Annotated in this window: 14 protein-coding genes; 11 read left to right on the top strand and 3 right to left on the bottom strand. The window is 59.3% G+C overall.

The genetic code is table 11. The annotated features are described in order from the left end of the window. Position 1 precedes the first annotated feature (1 nt). The 10 genes from AAFM31_RS02105 (at position 2) to AAFM31_RS02060 (ending at position 10496) form a co-directional block, all read left to right on the top strand. Positions 2 to 937: a PA2778 family cysteine peptidase gene (locus tag AAFM31_RS02105; RefSeq protein WP_341706242.1), complete on the top strand. Its 936-nt coding sequence runs from the start codon at positions 2 to 4 to the stop codon at positions 935 to 937. Positions 938 to 971: 34 nt separating this feature from the next. Further along, the gene (locus tag AAFM31_RS02100) at positions 972 to 1388 is read left to right on the top strand and encodes a PaaI family thioesterase (protein WP_341706397.1); all 417 of its coding nucleotides are present in this window, start codon (positions 972 to 974) and stop codon (positions 1386 to 1388) included. A 205-nt stretch (positions 1389 to 1593) separates the two neighbouring features. Further along, positions 1594 to 1749: a type VI secretion protein gene (locus tag AAFM31_RS02095; protein WP_341706241.1), complete on the top strand. Its 156-nt coding sequence runs from the start codon at positions 1594 to 1596 to the stop codon at positions 1747 to 1749. Further along, positions 1740 to 2828 carry an FHA domain-containing protein gene (locus tag AAFM31_RS02090; RefSeq protein WP_341706240.1) on the top strand — a complete coding sequence of 363 codons (1089 nt, stop codon included), beginning with the start codon at positions 1740 to 1742 and terminating at the stop codon, positions 2826 to 2828. The genes AAFM31_RS02095 and AAFM31_RS02090 overlap by 10 nt, the downstream gene beginning before the upstream one ends. A gap of 4 nt (positions 2829 to 2832) precedes the next feature. Continuing rightward, positions 2833 to 3309, top strand: a complete 477-nt coding sequence (tssJ, locus tag AAFM31_RS02085; RefSeq protein WP_341706239.1) for a type VI secretion system lipoprotein TssJ — start codon at positions 2833 to 2835, stop codon at positions 3307 to 3309. Between the two features lies 1 nt (position 3310). After that, on the top strand, positions 3311 to 4642 hold the full coding sequence (tssK, locus tag AAFM31_RS02080; RefSeq protein WP_341706238.1) for a type VI secretion system baseplate subunit TssK: 1332 nt from the start codon (positions 3311 to 3313) through the stop codon (positions 4640 to 4642). A gap of 5 nt (positions 4643 to 4647) precedes the next feature. Further along, positions 4648 to 5502, top strand: a complete 855-nt coding sequence (gene icmH, locus AAFM31_RS02075; protein WP_341706237.1) for a type IVB secretion system protein IcmH/DotU — start codon at positions 4648 to 4650, stop codon at positions 5500 to 5502. After that, the gene (tssM, locus tag AAFM31_RS02070; RefSeq protein WP_341706236.1) at positions 5499 to 8822 is read left to right on the top strand and encodes a type VI secretion system membrane subunit TssM; all 3324 of its coding nucleotides are present in this window, start codon (positions 5499 to 5501) and stop codon (positions 8820 to 8822) included. Before icmH ends, tssM begins: the two co-directional genes overlap by 4 nt. Next, positions 8822 to 9562 carry a PP2C family serine/threonine-protein phosphatase gene (locus AAFM31_RS02065; RefSeq protein ID WP_341706235.1) on the top strand — a complete coding sequence of 247 codons (741 nt, stop codon included), beginning with the start codon at positions 8822 to 8824 and terminating at the stop codon, positions 9560 to 9562. The genes tssM and AAFM31_RS02065 overlap by 1 nt, the downstream gene beginning before the upstream one ends. Continuing rightward, positions 9552 to 10496 carry a serine/threonine-protein kinase gene (locus tag AAFM31_RS02060; protein WP_371833000.1) on the top strand — a complete coding sequence of 315 codons (945 nt, stop codon included), beginning with the start codon at positions 9552 to 9554 and terminating at the stop codon, positions 10494 to 10496. The genes AAFM31_RS02065 and AAFM31_RS02060 overlap by 11 nt, the downstream gene beginning before the upstream one ends. On the opposite strand, the gene thrH is transcribed toward AAFM31_RS02060, so the two are convergent. After that, positions 10488 to 11105: a bifunctional phosphoserine phosphatase/homoserine phosphotransferase ThrH gene (gene thrH / locus AAFM31_RS02055; RefSeq protein WP_341706233.1), complete on the bottom strand. Its 618-nt coding sequence runs from the start codon at positions 11103 to 11105 to the stop codon at positions 10488 to 10490. The genes AAFM31_RS02060 and thrH overlap by 9 nt on opposite strands. Positions 11106 to 11322: 217 nt before the next feature. Here thrH and AAFM31_RS02050 point away from each other — a divergent pair, with 217 nt between their 5' ends. Continuing rightward, positions 11323 to 12048 (top strand): phosphoadenylyl-sulfate reductase, encoded by a 726-nt coding sequence (locus AAFM31_RS02050; protein WP_341706232.1) that lies wholly within the window; start codon positions 11323 to 11325, stop codon positions 12046 to 12048. Positions 12049 to 12104: 56 nt separating this feature from the next. Here AAFM31_RS02050 and cysB read toward each other — a convergent pair whose 3' ends face one another. Together cysB and AAFM31_RS02040 are read right to left on the bottom strand one after the other, a co-directional pair. Further along, entirely contained in the window at positions 12105 to 13079 is a 975-nt protein-coding gene (gene cysB, locus AAFM31_RS02045) for an HTH-type transcriptional regulator CysB (protein WP_341706231.1), read from the bottom strand. Positions 13080 to 13236: 157 nt separating this feature from the next. Continuing rightward, positions 13237 to 14154 carry a 5'-nucleotidase gene (locus tag AAFM31_RS02040; protein ID WP_341706230.1) on the bottom strand — a complete coding sequence of 306 codons (918 nt, stop codon included), beginning with the start codon at positions 14152 to 14154 and terminating at the stop codon, positions 13237 to 13239. Position 14155: the final 1 nt, after the last annotated feature.

The raw sequence follows: 14155 nt of genomic DNA, 5'->3' as shown, positions 1-14155 counted from the left end.
CATGTACAGGGCCATTCGCCTGGCCTTGGCACTCGGGCTGACAGCACTGCTGTCAGCCTGTGCCGGGCTTACCCCTACCTCACCCCAAAGCATTCCGGACGACCTGCCACCCAACCGGCTGCTGACCAACCTCCCGTTTCATGCTCAGGATGAGTACCAATGCGGCCCTGCTGCACTGTCTATGCTGCTGGGGCAACGCAATATCGCAGTTGCACCAGAACAACTGAAAGATCGCGTGTACCTGCCTGAACGCAAGGGCAGCCTGCAAGTAGAAATGGTCGCGGCTGCCCGGGAGCAAGGTCTGCTGGTCTACCCGCTCGCACCAGAGCTGAAAGCCATTCTGCGCGAAGTTGACGCGGGCAATGCGGTGCTTGTCATGCAAAACCTTGCCTTCGGCTGGTACCCGCAATGGCACTATGCCGTGGTAGTTGGCTACGACCTCAACACGCAGGACCTGATCCTTCATTCAGGGCTGAACGCCCGCCAACGGGAACCGTTTTGGCTGTTCCTGCGCACCTGGCAACGTGCCGATAACTGGGCAGTCGTCGCCATGCCGGCGGGGACCCTGCCAGCAACTGCCGAGCCGCTGCGCTACCTGAAAGCGGCCGCAGACCTTGAGCAGGTTGGCCAGACTGCCAGCGCCGAAGCCGCCTATCGACAGGCCAGCGAGCGCTGGACCGATCAGCCAGCGCCACTGCTTGGGCTTGGCAACATTGCCTGGAACGATGGCCGTCAAAGCGAAGCCGTCGACCATTTCAGCGAACTGGTGAGGCGCTTCCCTGAGTACCAGGCAGGCTGGAACAACCTGGCGACCGGCATGGAAGCAATGGGTTGCAGCGAAGCTGCAGCACAGGTTCGTACTTGCGCGGCGGAGCAGCAGGAAAATGCCACTGAGATTGGCAGCGAAGCCGCTTGCCCCATTCCGGTCTGTCGATAAACATGAGGGCTCTGTAACAAGAGAGCCCTTCATGCTGTCCTCCCAAGAAATACAAAACCTGATTCGCGGCGGCGTCCCTCAGGCAGAAGATCTGGATCTGCGCGTCGTCAGCAGTGATGCTGAAAACGCCCTAACCTGCATCCCGTTCAATTCTCGCCTGGTTCGCCCCGGCGGCACTCTGTCAGGCCCAACAATGATGGCGCTGGCCGATGCGGCCATGTACGCGCTCATTTTTGCCAGTCTCGGCCGCCAGGAAATGGCAGTAACCAGCAACCTCAACATCCATTTCCTCTCGCGACCAGCACCGGTGGACCTGTATGCCCGCGCAACCTGGATGAAGCGCACAGGCCGCCAGGCTGTGTGTGCCGTCGACTTGTTCAGTGCTGGGAGCGAGCAACAACTCGTCGCTCATGCAACCGGAACCTACAGCCTCGCAGCTCAGACTGACTGATCCCCTTCTCCTGCGCCATTTTTACCAGCGCTGCGCCATCTCTTGCACACTCTGGCGAGACACCTATCACAAACACCTGAAAGAACGACAAATAAAAGCTTTAACAAACTGATTTTATTGAACTTTATTTAAATGGAACAAACCTTGCCAGTTTGAGTAAAACGCGAATCAGGACGACTCGCGCCGAACCTGCAATGGATTTGCCATGCCGTACAGACCTCCTTTTTATCGAGCCCTGCTGCTCTCGCTGCTCTGCCTGCTTGGCGGATGCGGCGGCAACCTGCGCTTCGATGATGAACAGTATCGCCAGCTAGATACCCAGCTCGCGCAGCCTGCCGTGGAGCGCCGCGAATGGAATTGACACTTGAGGTCATACATCCGCCCCGCCAGCACGATGCACCATCCCTTAACCGCACCTTCAAGGCTGCCGGCGGCATCATCGGCCGCAGCAGCCGTTGCGACTGGGTGCTGGAAGATCCGTCGCGCATCCTGTCAGGTCAACATGCACAGGTGAGCTTTGAGCAACAGCGCTACCACCTGACCGACCTCAGCAGTAATGGCATCACCCGCAAGAAAGGCGGCCAGCCCCTGCCCAAAGGGCAGCCAGTTCAAATTGAACATGGTGAGATCTACCACATGGGGGAATTCGAAATCCGCGCAAGACTGCACGGCACAGCGGCACCGGCACCGAACCCGATTCCCGACGACGCCTTCCTGAACCTCACTGATAACCCCACCGGCTCCACCGGCGACGCACTGCTGCAGCTCCTGCATCCTGCTGGCGACGAGCTGCTCCACGCGCCCCCGGACAACGCGTTCGCTACCGAAAGCGATCACAACCATATCGAATCACAGCATGTGCGCCTGCCGCGGCAGACAACCAGCCGACCATTTCCGCCGCCACCTCCGGCCGATGATTTGGCAGAACAAATCTGCCAACGACTGGGGCTGGACTGCGCCTCCCCCGATCAAGCCCGCCAGCACGCACTGCGATCAGCATCCCTGCTGCGGGCGCTCCTTGGGGAGCTGCTGCAATGCCTGCGCAACCAACACCAGCTGGATACCCAGCTCGAACACAGCGCACCAGCTCACCCATGGTGCCGCAATGATTCGCCAGAAGCCTGGCTGGCGCAGTTGCTGCAGCAAGGTGACGACGCCACCGACATATTACGCAGCGTCGGCAACCGCTTGCGCGCGCAAACACTGGCAATGCAACAGGCCAGCCAACACTGCACCGAGCGCCTGCCGCACCTACTCGCACCGCATCAGCTCACCGCATCACTGAGTGCATTGCGCACCGATGGTGCACGTTGGCGTGCGCTCTGCGGAATCTATTCCCATCGACCAGAGCTTGTGCAGCAACGCTACCGTCACGCATTCAACACCGCTTACCAAGAACAGGCACGTCTTCTTGACTCACTTCACCCGCCGCTCGGATAAACTCATGTCGCTATCACGCATCACCTTTGTTGTTCTGAGCTGCCAACTGCTCAGCGCATGCAGCCTGCTGTCGCCCTACTCAGACCTTACGAAACTGGACCTGAGCCTAAGTGCATCCGCACAGCTCAATCCGGACCTGCAGGGCCGTCCATCGCCTCTGGTGCTGCAACTGATCGAACTCAGTCACGCAACGGCGTTTGAGCAAGCCGACTATTTCGCCCTGCAACAGCGCCCCGTACAACTGCTGGCGCCCGATCTGCTGGCGACAGAAGAGCTGGACCTGCGCCCCGGCGAACAGCTCGCGCTAAAGCTGGCCTTGCAGCCGCAGACCCGATACCTCGGTGTAGTCGCAAGCTATCGCGATCTTGCCCATACCCAGTGGCGCGTCACCATAGACCTTCAGCAGCGCCAGAAGAACTCAGCTCAATTATTGCTCGATGCCAACGGCGTAATGGCTGTCAACAGCACCGGAGCGCCCTGAGATGGAGGCACTGAAAATTGTCTGGCACGAGGGCATGCTTCTGCGCCCGCAGCACTTCCAGCAGCAGGACAGATACCACGAGCAGCAGCTCATTCTCAGCGTACAAGGGCTGCATGCGGACGCCTGGGGCTTTGAGAATCTCGAGATCGACGAGCAGTTTCTAGCGATGGGAAAATTGGTCGTCAGTAAAGCCTCCGGCCTGCTACCGGACGGCAGCCGCTTTCAACTAAATAGCGATATCACGCCCATCGCACTGGACCTTCCCGTCAGTCAGTCCAGTACCGACGTTTACCTCACCCTGCCACTACAGACGGGCAACCACACAGAGATCATCAATCCGGACCATGACAGCTCACTGGCGCGCTACACCGCCACCGAGCAGGAGACGCGCGACAACACGGGGCGTGGCGATCTGGGCGCAACGCTGCTCTGCGCGAAACCGAACTTCCGCCTGCAACTGGACGCCGATGCCCAAACGGGCGGTCTGGTCCGACTCAGAGTCTGCACTATCCGCGAAACCAGCTCAGACGGCGCCGCCAGCCTGGATGAGCGTTTCCCGGCGACCTTCATCCACTGTCAGCGCAGCCCATATCTGAAACGCTGCCTGCAGGAGGTTCTGAGCCTGCTGCGCCAGCGCGCCGACACGCTGGCCGAGCGCCTGTGCGCGCGCGGCAAGGCGGCCGGCGCAGAACTCGGAGACCTGCTCAGCCTGCAATTAATCAATCGCTATGAAGCCATCTTGAGGCACCACCAACAGAGCAGCCATACGCCCGCCCACCAGCTTTTTTCCATCATGCTCGCGCTGCAGGGGGAGCTAGCTACATTCAGCGCGGAAACCAGACGCCCTCCGCGCGACCTGCACTATCATCACGCGACCCAGAGCCAAAGCTTCGCAGCGCTTATGCAGGCCCTGCGCCAGGCTCTGTCGAACGTACTTGAGCAACACGCCATTGAGTTACCGCTGCAGCAGCGACAGTACGGTGTGCGTGTGGCGCCAATCAGCGACCCGGATCTGATCGACGCTGCGCGCTTGGTACTCGCTGCCAAAGCCGCTTGCAGCAGCGAGGAGTTGCGCAGTCGCCTGCCCAATCACCTCAAGGTTGGGGCAGTCGAGCATATCCGCCAACTGGTCAACCTGCACCTGCCCGGAATACCGCTCGTGCCACTACCGGTCGCCCCCAGACAGCTGCCTTACCACCGTGATCATTGCTACTTCGCTCTTGAACCAAGCGGCGATGAGCGTGCGCAGCTGACCCATTCTGGGGGCATCGCCTTCCATGCCGCTGGCGACCTGCCTGATCTGCAACTGGCCCTCTGGGCCATCAGAGACTGACTTTCATGCAACCCGCCCATTACCCAAGTGATGACCGCACCGTGATCGTGGCCGGAGATGAAGTCTGGAACGCTAGACTCCCGCTGACCGATGCCATTGAACGCCAACCGTCACCCGTCGGCCGTGTTAACGACGCTCCCTGGCTGCCAGACCAAACCCATCAAAACCCGATGCTCACCGCTGCAGCGCCTCTCCTGTCCGAACTGGTGCACCTGAGAGATCCGCATATCGAACACGAGCCTGCCGATATTTTGCGCGTAACCCTGCAAGCCGGCATACAGCAGTTCGACCAGCACTGCCTGACACTGGGCCTGACCGCCGCCAATCGCCAGGCCGCGCGCTATGTTCTTTGTACGGCGCTGGACGAAGCCGTTCTCGCGACTCGCTGGGGCAATGAAAGTGATTGGTCAAATTACAGCATGCTGAGCGTCTTTCATCAGGAAACCTTTGGCGGCGAGCGGTTCTTCCTGCTACTCACACGCCTGTCGCAAGATACCGTGCAGCACCTCGACCTGTTGGAGCTGATGCTGGTGTGCCTATCCCTGGGCTTTGAGGGCCGCTACCGCCTGCAACCACATGGTCAGGCTGAACTCGAGCGTATTCGCAAGCGGCTGCATAGCGCATTGCAACAGCACCGCGGTGTACCAGACATGACGCTGGCGCCAGCATGCGACCAAAGCAGGCCCGACATCCTGCCCAGACCGACATCGCGTTGGTTGATTGGAGCGGCCACCGCCAGTTGTCTGGCGGTCCTGTTCATGACCTTCACCCACCAGCTTGAGCAACACCGCAATGCGGCGCTACAGCCGTACCTGAGCAGCAGTGTTACCGACGCAAACAGCCCTGGAGCAGACCAATGAAGCCTTTTCGTCGCCGCCTCGGAGAGCTGCTGCGCAGACCAGCCACTTGGCTGCTAATGGTGTTGCTTACGCTTGCAGGCACAATCTGGTTCCTCGGCCCCAGTATCACCATCGACGGCATGGCACTCTGGGCTAGCGTCGGCAGTCGAATACTGACCATAGCGCTCCTGCTGCTGCCGTGGCTGAGCTGGCGCGTGTTCGTTTACCAGAAGCAAAAAAGAGCCCTGTCCGGTGAGAGCAAGCCCAACACCGAGATTATCAACACGCGTGTCGCCCTAGAGCAGCGCTTTCAGTTACACCAACAACGGCTGGCTGATATAGGAATCGGCCGCCGACAGCAGAATCGCCAACCATGGTTCCTGCTGCTTGGCTCGGCCGGCTCAGGCAAGAGCAGCCTGTTGGCCAGCGCACAACTGCCGGAACATCGCACCACCTCGACCGCACCGCCATCCGAGTATGGCTCCAGCCCGCTAGAGTGGCATGGTTTGGGACAATGCAGCTGGCTTGAGACCTCCGGAGATTGCCTGCCAGAGGCCGATCAAACGCTAACGACACCCGGGTGGGTTGCACTGCTTGACCTGCTTCGCCAACGCCGCGCACCTGCGATCAGTGCCCTTGTGCTGCTGCTACCCGTAGACCTGTTGACCGAGCCCAACCACTTGGAGCTGGACCAGTTAGCCCGCCGCTATCGCCGCGCGCTGAGCGACCTGCGCCAAACTCTGGGGCTGGATATACCCGTTTACCTGCTGCTGAGCAAAGCGGATCTGGTACCGGGCATAACGGAGCTATACCAGCAGCTACCCCCTGCTCAGCGACAGCAGCCCTTCGGCGTAGGCCTGCCAAATGCTGCAGCGACAAAAGCAGAAAGCCCTGATGCTCTGGCACCTCTGCTGGCGCAATTGAACCGCCAGATACTCTGTCGCACGCAGCTAGAACCCGACAGCATTCGTCGTGGCCGGCTCTATGACCTCCCCTACCAATTGGCAAGACTGGAGGCGCCGCTGCGTGGTTTCTTGTCTAACGCATTTCACGGCAATACCTACCAGCAAGGTAGCCGGCTGCTGGGTATTTACTTGACCGTTGCCGGGAACCAGCACGACATTGCGCTGACCGCCACGCTAAACAGCGTTCGTACTCCCGCAGCATTTATCAATCAGTTACTCGGCAGCACTATCGCCGAGCGAGCAGACAGCGTCACCCTCACCGACGAACACCGCAAGCGACAGCGCGCCAGCCGCAGGCTGACAGTCGCTACTGCGACCACCTGCATCGCACTCTCCACCCTGGCATGGTCATTACGATACGACCGCGAGGCCGAACAACTGCAGCAGCTAGCACAACTGGGGCAGCACTTTGCCCGTGACGCAGTGCGTGTCCACGCACACACGCGCATCGAGCCGCTACTGCAACAGCTCGATACCCGCTACGCAGCCACTCTCATTCCGCAACAATCTGATGCAGGTGAGGTCCTGCAATACCTTGGCCTTGAGCAGTCGGCGATGACCCTGCCGGTGGTGGAGCGAACCTATGCAGAAGGCCTGCAGGCCTTCTTGCTTCCGCTCGTGGCTCGACAGCTAGAGTACCGTCTGCGTACCGATCTCGACGATCGCCAACAACTGCTCGGCCACCTGCGAGCCTACCTGATGCTGGCGCTCCCTGACCGCCTGGACCCAGCCTACCTGCATGACTGGATGCGCAATGAATGGGAGAGACGCTACCCTGATCAACCGGATGTCAGAGCAAGTCTTAACGGGCATTTCGAACGGTTGCTCGCAGAACCACTGCCCCCCTCCACACTCAATCAGCCGTTGATTGCCGAGACGCGAACGCTGTTGCTGCACGAGCCACTCGCCCAGCTTTGCTACCGACTGCTGCTGGAGCAATCCCGTTCGATACCTGCCTACCGACTGGACACGCAGCTCGGGCGTCACCATCAGCTACTCGCAGCGCGGCCGGTGGAAATCCCCGGCTTCTATTCCAGGGCCGGTTACGAACGCCTGCTCGAGACCAAAGGACCCGGACTGATCAGGGAGCTGCTGGCCGACGACTGGGTCCTCGGTAGCGGCAGGTCCGCGCATGATCAAGCGGGACATACCGTGCTGGCGGAGCTCGAAGCGATCTATTTTCAAGACTACGCGGAGCATTGGACCCGTGCACTTGCCAGCCTGCAGCTGCAAAAGGTCGCAGGCTATGAGGCACGTAACGACCTGGCAGCACTGTCATCTGCTGATTCTCCGTTGCTCGCGCTGCTGGAGCAGATAAGGCTGCACACGCGCCTGGTAGACGACACGGATGCTGCCCCCAGCCCTGGCAAACAGGCCCTGCAACAGCACTTCTCCCACCTTCACCGATTGCTCGACGATGCAGCCAAACCCCAACCGGCGTTAGCCATGGCCCTGGAAAGTATCGGTGCCCTGCAACTCCAGCTCGCTCAACTTGACGACGCGAGTACCCGTGACCTGCTCGCATTCAGAATGGCTGGCGCACGGATGCAGAGACATCATGACGCAATCAGTGCCGCGCGCAACAGCGCCACGCAGTTGCCTGCACCGCTCCAGCTCTGGGTAATACAGCTTGCCGACCAGAGCTGGCAGAGCGTCCTTAGAGCCTCAGCTGAATACGTAAACGGCCGTTACCGGCACGAAGTCTATCGCCCCTACAAGGATGCGTTAGCTGACTACTACCCGTTCAATCCAGAGAGTGCGAGAGATGTCGAACTCGACGACTTTGGCCGTTTCTTCCAGCGCGAAGGTACCCTGCAGCGCTTTACCAGCCAGTACCTCGAGCCCTTTTTGATCAGCACAGGCGCGGGATACCGGCTGCGCCTGCTCGATGGCAGAGCCCTGCCACTTTCGGCCCAGCTGCTGAGCCAACTTAACAGGGCAAGCACAATTCACAGCAGCTTCTTTGCAGCAGATCCATTCTCACCCTCCATCGGGTTTCGCCTTGAACCCTACTCTCTCGATGCCAGCCTCGGCCGCTCCAGCTTTGACTACGGAAACCAGCAACTTGAGTACCGCCACGGCCCTATTGTGCCGGTTGCCTTCAGTTGGCCTGCGACGCTAAACGAAAGCCGCATAACCCTGACGCTTGAGGACCTGGGCGGCCGACGCATGAGTCTGCAACAGAGCCAGGGCACCTGGTCTCTTTTTCGTCTACTCGACCAACTGACGATAGAACAACCGGCGCAGCGCGACGCTATTCAGTTACGGGCGAGCATTGGCGGCATGCGCGCACAATATCTGTTGCACAGCCAGCGCGCACCAAACCCATTCGAACCGGGTCTGCTGGCGAGTTTCAAACTACCTGCCCGACTGTGATGAACTGGTCCAGCAGCTATTTCTCCCACCCGGGAAAACGACGCCAGCACAACGAAGACGCGATCCTCGCGCGCCCGGATGCAGGACTTTGGGCAGTCGCTGACGGAATGGGCGGACATCACAACGGCGCGCTCGCCAGCCGCCTGATTGTCGACACTCTCAACGCTTTGGAGATGAACGACACTCTGGAGCAAAACCAGCGGCGCGTGCGTCAGGCGCTCAATCAGATAAACCGCCGGCTCAGTACCGATGTCACCAGGGTAGCTGGCCAGCCGCCGGGACCGGTAGGCAGCACCGTGGTTGCGCTAATTGCCGGAGCTGGACGCGCAACCTGTATTTGGGCAGGAGACAGCCGCTGCTATCTCTGGCGGCAGAATCATCTGCACCTGCTGACCCGAGACCACTCGTTGTTTCAGCACCTGATCACCGCCGGCAGAATGGGCGCTGAACGCGCGGCCAAACACCCCGGCGCGTACGCTCTGACGCGAGCGATTGGCGCGCATGAGCAGCTGCGCTTGGACAGCACCAGCTTCGCGATTCAGGCCGGCGACGTGCTGCTGTTATGCAGCGATGGCCTCTATCGGCAACTGACACCAGCGCAGTTGATTGAAGAACTCAAGCGAGGGCGTTCGGCCAACGCCGCAGCCCGGCTGGTAAAAAACGCGATGCGCGGGCCGGCCCCAGACAACTTGAGTGCAGTCGTCGTCAGCGCTGTACCGGAGCTGAGCAATGCCCGCTAGCTCAACTGAACGGCGCCCTGCGCCAATGCCGACACTATTAAGCAATCGTTATCGTATCGAGCGCCTGCTCGGGATCGGTGGCATGGGCGCCGTATATCAGGTGCGCGACCTGCTGCGGGAACAGTTTCGTGACCCGCAGCCCTGCATAGCCCTGAAGATGCTGAACGACAATTTTGCCGCACACCCGGACGCCAACGCGCTGCTGTTCAGCGAGTACGCTCTTACCTGCCGGTTACATCACCCCCATGTCATCCGCCCCTACAGCTACCATGTTGACCCGGCATCTCAGCGCGCCTTTCTGACCCTGGAGCTACTGAACGGTCCAACACTTGATCAGGTAATCCTCGAGCACCCGCATGGCTTGCCCTGGCAAAAGCTCAAACCGCTCGGCCTGGCGCTACTCCCAGCGCTTGCGCATGCCCACAATGCGGGGGTGCTGCACGGCGACCTCAAGCCGGGCAATGTCATGCTGGCAGAGAGCGGCCTGCGCCTGTTCGACTTCGGACTTGGTCAGGCCTGTGCAGGCAGTCTGCGGGGGCTGCCGCGGCTCAGCCGAAGGTTGGCGGCGTGGACGCCTCGCTACGCTGCGCTGGAACTGCTGGACGGCGGCGAACTGAGCCCTGCAAGCGATCTGTACGCCTTAGCCTGCGTGCTTTATGAACTGGCCAGCGGGCATCATCCATTCAGTCGATTGACCGCACGGCAAGCGCTGCGGATGCAGCAGGAGAAAACGCTGCAAAAGCCCGGAGAAATGCCGACGACAGTATGGCGAGAACTGCGCAAAGCGCTGGCATTTGAGCCTGAACAGCGCAATTCGAGTGTCGAAGCGCTACTGCATAGTTTCAGAGAACGGAGACGGAGCTGGTGGCCAGCATCGGTCTGGAGGGGATTACCCCCGACAGCAACGCCGTCGGGGGCAGACAGATCAAAGTGACAGTTCGCGGTTGGATGCCGCGATAAATGCCTTTTTCAGATCTTCGTAGGTGTGCACCGCCGGGAACTGCGGGAACTCACGGATGACATTGTCCGGCGCGTGGAACAGGATGCCGGCATGGGCCTCGGAGAGCATGGTAGTGTCGTTGTAGGAGTCACCTGCCGCGATGATGCGGTAATACAGGCTCTTCAGTGCAATGACCGACTGACGCTTGGGATCTTTCTGGCGCAGCTGGTAATCCACAACGCGGTCAGTCTCGTCGGTGATCAGGCGGTGACAGAGTAGCGTCGGGAAACCCAGCTGACGCATCAACGGCTGGGAAAACTCGTAGAAGGTGTCAGACAGAATCACGACCTGGAAACGCTCGCGCAACCAGTCAACAAACTCCACTGCGCCATCGAGCGGCTTCAGAGTGGCGATCACTTCCTGAATATCGGACAGTTTAAGACCGTGCTTGTCCAGGATCGACAGACGCTGCTTCATAAGCACGTCATAGTCGGGAATGTCACGGGTGGTTGCCTTGAGCTCCTCAATGCCGGTTTTCTCGGCAAAGGCAATCCAGATTTCGGGGACCAGTACCCCTTCCAGGTCAAGGCAAGCGATTTCCACACGACACTCCTGAGATTCACATATGAGACTGGCGCACAATCTACCGGCAAGCGGGTCGCGGCGCAATCACAAGGCGGCGTGAGCGTATTTTCTTAAGTCAAAAAACGCATAAAACTATAACTAAATAAAAGAGGATGGACTAAGGCGCCCTTTGCTAGACTGCCCGTCACAGAACGGTGGCGCACCGATCCACCGCCGGATAGAGAGCCTGATATCCATGAGCAATTTTGACATCGACCAGCTGGCTACTGACTACGCTGGCAAATCCCCTCAGCAGATTCTCGAACTGGCCTTCGCCAACTTCGACAACCTCTGGCTGTCGTTCAGCGGCGCCGACGACATCGTCGTGCTGGACATGGCCTGGAAGATCAACCCGAACATCAAGGTCTTCACCCTCGACACCGGCCGACTGCACGTCGAGACTTATCGCTTCCTGGAGCAGGTGCGCAAGCATTACAGCCTCCAGCTCGAAGTCCTGTCGCCAGACCACCAGCAGCTCGAAGCCTACGTACGCGAAAAAGGCCTGTTCGACTTTTACGAAAGCGGTCACGGCGAGTGCTGTGGCGTACGCAAGATTGCCCCGCTGCGCCGCAAACTAGCTACGGTCGATGCCTGGATTACCGGCCAGCGCAAGGATCAGAGCCCGACCCGCGCTGATGTGCCGGTCGTGCAACTGGACAGTGGTTTCTCTACGCCAGAGCACCCGCTGGTGAAGTTCAATCCACTGGCAAACTACAGCAGTGAGGACGTCTGGAACTACATCCGCATGCTGGAGATTCCGTACAACCCACTGCACGAGCGCGGTTTCATCAGCATCGGCTGCGAACCCTGCACCCGCCCGGTCCTGCCGAATCAGCACGAACGCGAAGGTCGCTGGTGGTGGGAAGAAGCAACCAAAAAGGAATGCGGCCTGCACGGCAGCAACCTGATCGCCAAATCCTGAAAAAAAGCCGGCGCAGATGATTCTGCGCCGGCTTTTTACAGCGATCCAACTCCCGGTCAGTGTACCGGCAGCTCCACGCCCTCGAACAACGCTTCCAGTTCAATCTTGCTGCTGCATTGCAATGCCCGATCAATCATGTCGCGGGTAAGGTGTGGCGCAAATGCCTCGATAAACTCGTACATGTAACCGCGCAGAAAGGTCCCACGGCGGAAGCCAATCTTGGTGATACTCGACTCAAACAGCCGACTGGCATCAATCACCTCAAGGTCTGGATCCTGCTCCGGGTCAATTGCCATGTGCGCCACAATGCCCACGCCGAGCCCCAGCCGCACGTAGGTTTTGATTACATCGGCATCGGCTGCAGTAAACACAACCTTGGGTGACAGACCACGGTTGCTGAACGCTTCATCAAGCTTCGAGCGCCCGGTAAAGCCGAAGACATAGGTTACCAGCGGCCATTCGGCCAGCGCTTCCAAGGTCAGCTCACCGCCGCTGGCCAAAGGATGGCCTTTAGGCACGATGACACAGCGATTCCAGCGATAGCACGGCATCATCACCAGATCGGCAAACAACTCGAGCGCTTCGGTTGCGATAGCGAAATCGGCTGTGCCATCGACCGTCATTTCACAGATCTGCATCGGCGTGCCTTGGTGCATGTGCAACGACACGTCAGGGTAATTTTTGATGAACTTCTGGATGATCGGCGGCAGCGCGTAACGAGCCTGGGTATGCGTGGTGGCCAGCGTGAGTGTTCCCTTGCGCTCGTTGCTGAACTCCTGCGCGATCTGCTTGATGCTGTCGACTTTGCGCAGAATCTCGCCAGCGGTCTCAATGATCCGCTCACCTGCCGGGGTAATCCGGGTCAAATGCTTACCACTGCGGGAGAAAACCTCAACCCCCAACTCATCCTCGAGCAGGCGGATCTGCTTACTGATCCCGGGTTGTGAGGTGTACAGACTCTGAGCGGTTGCCGACACGTTCAGGTCGTGGTGAGCTACTTCCCAGATGTAGCGCAGTTGCTGCAGTTTCATGAATATCTTCCCCTTGCGACTCCGGCGCATAGCCTGAGATCGGATGACACGCTTATAACCAGACAGGCTTTTATGACTGCTAGGTTAGTCCATAAATTCCAGAACGCATACGAAATAGCACCGGACGAACCGACCGGCGGCAAAAAGCGCTCCGAATTCAGACGGAAGAGGAGGATTTCAGGTTGCTGATACCGTGCGGGACGTGGCCGGTTGGTACTACATCGACAGCCCTACGACAGTGGCCTTCCTGATCGTCGAAAAACAGATCTGCGCCAAATGCCTGGAGAAATTGGGACTTGTCGAGACCGCCGAGAAACAGTGACTCATCGAGACGAATATTCCACTCACGCAGGGTGCGGATGACCCGTTCATGCGCTGGCGCGCTGCGGGCGGTAAACAATGCAGTACGAATCGGGCATTGCTCTTCGGCAAACTCGGTCTGGATTCGGTTGAGCGCCGCCAAAAAGGCCTTGAACGGCCCACCACCCAGCGGCTCGCGGGCAGCAGCCTGTTCGCTCGCCTGAAAAGCCGCCAGTCCTTCGCGCTGAAACACCTGTTCTGACTCATCAGAAAACAGCACCGCGTCACCATCGAACGCAATACGCAGCTCGTCACGCTGCTCGCGACTGCGCTTTGCCGGAAAGATGGTCGCCGCAGCAAAACCGGCCTCCAGCGTAGCCCGCACATCCTCGGCATGGGTAGACAGGAACAGTTGGCAGCCGAACGCGGGGATATAGGTGAAGGGGCTGCGACCGCCAGCAAAAGCCGCACGGGTGATACCCAGGCCATAGTGCTGAATAGAGTTGAATACTCGCAGACCGGTGTCAGCACTATTACGCGAGATCAGTACCACCTCAACGCGGCTGTCACCTTCAAGAAGGTTGTTGATGCGCAGTAGCTTCTGCACCAACGGAAAAGCTTCGCCCGGTTCCAACGGAATGTCTTCCCGGGCGATCTGGTACTGACGATAGGCTTCCAACCCTTCCTGCTCGAAAACCTGATGGCTTTCGTCCAGATCAAACAGCGCTCTGGAGGAAATGGCGATAACCAGTTTATCTCCGAGCAGGCTGGGCATG

This window comes from Halopseudomonas sp. (assembly GCF_038130085.1).
Taxonomy (GTDB): Bacteria; Pseudomonadota; Gammaproteobacteria; order Pseudomonadales; family Pseudomonadaceae; genus Halopseudomonas.
This window is presented reverse-complemented; position numbering and strand designations above follow the sequence as displayed.

Bases quoted from the DNA above. Each gene is read 5' to 3' on its own strand.
- AAFM31_RS02105 (WP_341706242.1), top strand. From the start codon at position 2: ATGTACAGGGCCATTCGCCTGGCCTTGGCACTCGGGCTGACAGCACTG.
- AAFM31_RS02095 (WP_341706241.1), top strand. From the start codon at position 1,594: ATGCCGTACAGACCTCCTTTTTATCGAGCCCTGCTGCTCTCGCTGCTC.
- AAFM31_RS02090 (WP_341706240.1), top strand. From the start codon at position 1,740: ATGGAATTGACACTTGAGGTCATACATCCGCCCCGCCAGCACGATGCA.
- tssJ (WP_341706239.1), top strand. From the start codon at position 2,833: ATGTCGCTATCACGCATCACCTTTGTTGTTCTGAGCTGCCAACTGCTC.
- tssK (WP_341706238.1), top strand. From the start codon at position 3,311: ATGGAGGCACTGAAAATTGTCTGGCACGAGGGCATGCTTCTGCGCCCG.
- icmH (WP_341706237.1), top strand. From the start codon at position 4,648: ATGCAACCCGCCCATTACCCAAGTGATGACCGCACCGTGATCGTGGCC.
- tssM (WP_341706236.1), top strand. From the start codon at position 5,499: ATGAAGCCTTTTCGTCGCCGCCTCGGAGAGCTGCTGCGCAGACCAGCC.
- AAFM31_RS02065 (WP_341706235.1), top strand. From the start codon at position 8,822: ATGAACTGGTCCAGCAGCTATTTCTCCCACCCGGGAAAACGACGCCAG.
- AAFM31_RS02060 (WP_371833000.1), top strand. From the start codon at position 9,552: ATGCCCGCTAGCTCAACTGAACGGCGCCCTGCGCCAATGCCGACACTA.
- AAFM31_RS02050 (WP_341706232.1), top strand. From the start codon at position 11,323: ATGAGCAATTTTGACATCGACCAGCTGGCTACTGACTACGCTGGCAAA.
- cysB (WP_341706231.1), bottom strand. From the start codon at position 13,079: ATGAAACTGCAGCAACTGCGCTACATCTGGGAAGTAGCTCACCACGAC.
- AAFM31_RS02040 (WP_341706230.1), bottom strand. From the start codon at position 14,154: ATGCCCAGCCTGCTCGGAGATAAACTGGTTATCGCCATTTCCTCCAGA.